2 protein-coding genes and 1 pseudogene are annotated in these 2,246 nt (G+C 37.1%); all 3 read right to left on the bottom strand.

Translation table 11 applies throughout. The features are described 5' to 3' along the window. Nucleotides 1-167 precede the first annotated feature (167 nt). Complete coding sequence (locus Q0135_RS03140) at nt 168-455, bottom strand: hypothetical protein (RefSeq protein WP_297988157.1); 288 nt, start codon at nt 453-455, stop codon at nt 168-170. Nucleotides 456-477: 22 nt separating this feature from the next. Next, nucleotides 478-840: a hypothetical protein gene (locus Q0135_RS03135; protein ID WP_297988155.1), complete on the bottom strand. Its 363-nt coding sequence runs from the start codon at nt 838-840 to the stop codon at nt 478-480. A gap of 1 nt (nt 841) precedes the next feature. Beyond that, nucleotides 842-2,246, bottom strand: a pseudogene (locus tag Q0135_RS03130) (hypothetical protein); the annotation flags it as partial.

The following is a 2,246-nucleotide window of genomic DNA, read 5'->3' as shown; positions in this document are numbered from 1 at the left end:
CCTTTTACGCTTTTCATTTTTGAATCCTTCTTGTTTTATTTGCTTTCTCAACCCGCTTTAAATTTACGTTATGCTCGCTTGGATACTCTGCGCGTATTGAAATTTATACCTTAAGGCGGCGCCTCATCTTTTGTATGGTATTATATCGCTCTTTTTTACAAATACTTTTATATCGCTGCACTTTTCTCAACGACCTCGCACCACTTATCATCGCAGTGGCTAATTACAAATATAGGATAATCGGGTCTTGCCAAAACATCATTTTCATTTTTGGATGCATAGGTTCTATATTCTCCCTCATAAAAATAACTATATTTATGCCTATCCTTAAACCAATACATATTCTTTTGAGCGGATTTATCATCGGCGCCGGCGCATTTGGCGGCATATTTCATAAAATACGGCTTACACCCGCAAAAGAATAATAACAATATAAAAGATATAAAATATTTCACAACTCTCCTTTCAAGTATAAAATTAATACCATTTTTCTATATCGTCTTTCTTTACAAAATACTCCGTTTCATCGCAGGGATAATAAATTTTACACCATTTATCGTTACAGCTTTCGATAGGGACAATACCCGCCAACCCTGCACCTATCTGCGTAGGTATAAAATTTTGCTCCGTTTTAATATAAATTATATGGCGTGTATTTTCTTTAAAGATATAGATTTTACTATCATCGATTTCATAATCCACTCCGAAATCGAAAATGCCTGCACACTGACTAATAAATCCATAATTATTGCTTGTTAAAAATTTATTAGGTATCGGATTCATGCAGCCGCTAAATATTGCCATCCAAATTATGGCTAATGCTAATGTCAAAATTCTCATCTTATTTTTGCTCCTCTATCGGAATTCTATTTATAACACCATTATAATGCGGACTCCAAATATGCTCGTATAATATAGGGCGCGCCTTCCCCTCGCCATAATATCTTTCTATCCAGCTCTTCGGATGGAAGACAAGAAACGGATTATGCAGCGGATCCAAGCTACTATTTATGACTACTCCACCATCGGGATTTGTAAAGAATGGGGTGCCTACAAATACCATATTTTTACCGTCTAAATTTTCATATTTTTTAGCAGAATTTGTTATAAGACTTCCCTGCGAAAATCCCACGTAACGAACATCCTTGTTATTTTGCATCTCATACCCCACCTGTTTCGCAATTCCTGTAGTAAACGGTAGCATATCCGCCAGACTTTCTAAAAGATCGGGCAAGAATCCCCTGCTTGGATTATATAAGACCTTATAATCTTCGCCTACCATATAACGAGCCTGCTCTTTTGCATTATCTTTATCTGTCAAAATTCCATTAACAAAAGCCCTCTTTGATTTTGGATTACCTAGTATCTTAAATTTAGGATCGCCCGTTATTATCGCCCCTATGTTAGCCAACAAACCTACGTTATTCTCTTCGCTAGGGATTAAACCCAAAGAGCAGGTGCCTAAGAAATTTAACCCTTTTGCAACGGTTCTTTCAAAAGCGTTTTTTGAATTCTTACTCGGCATATGGTTTGACAACGCATCCGTAAGAAGTAGAAGCTCTTTTTTGATTTGATCTCTTCCGTCCTGGCTAAAAAATCTATGATCTATATCAGCCTTTGCGGATGAGTACAAATTACTATTTACGATATCTTTTTGTATCTTAGCCGTATCTCTATTTAGTCTGCTTAGTTCATCCGAGCCGGCTTCATTATTGATTATTAGATTGCCGCATCCTACGGTAGCTAAAGTTTTATCTAATCGTACCGAATGCGACCTGCTTAGCGATACGCTTGATGAGCTGAAATTTTTACTATCTTCCTTGGCTACCTTTTCTTTTATGGACTTAATCGTATTTTGAATATGCTCGGCGCTCAAGTCGTCTTGTTTTAATCTATCGTTCTCTTTAGCTTCAGCGTTCTTGCTCTCTTTAGATTGAGCGTTCTTGCTATCACTAGCTTGGCTGTCGCTATGCTTGCTTTCTCCTTCTTGTTGCGGATCCTTAAGAGCATAATTCGTTCCTATGCTTAAAGAATTTGATTTGTCGTATCTGGTGTTGCTTAAATTTGAGAATGTTAGGGTATCTGTTTTTAATCTAAGCTTGCCGTTATCTATGAAATTTCCGCTCTCATCATAGTAGCCTGCAGCTATTAGTGAACCTTTTAGATCGGTATTAGCTCCTACTTCTATGTTTAACTCTTTGGCGGTTATACTAGATAGCACGGTCTGTTTTACCGTAGTGCTTGAT

This window comes from uncultured Campylobacter sp. (genome assembly GCF_937981295.1).
In the GTDB taxonomy this organism is placed as follows: domain Bacteria; phylum Campylobacterota; class Campylobacteria; order Campylobacterales; family Campylobacteraceae; genus Campylobacter_B.
This window is presented reverse-complemented; position numbering and strand designations above follow the sequence as displayed.

What these genes read in the sequence shown, in the direction of transcription:
- Q0135_RS03135 (WP_297988155.1), bottom strand. Translation starts at nt 840, where the DNA reads ATGAGAATTTTGACATTAGCATTAGCCATAATTTGGATGGCAATATTT.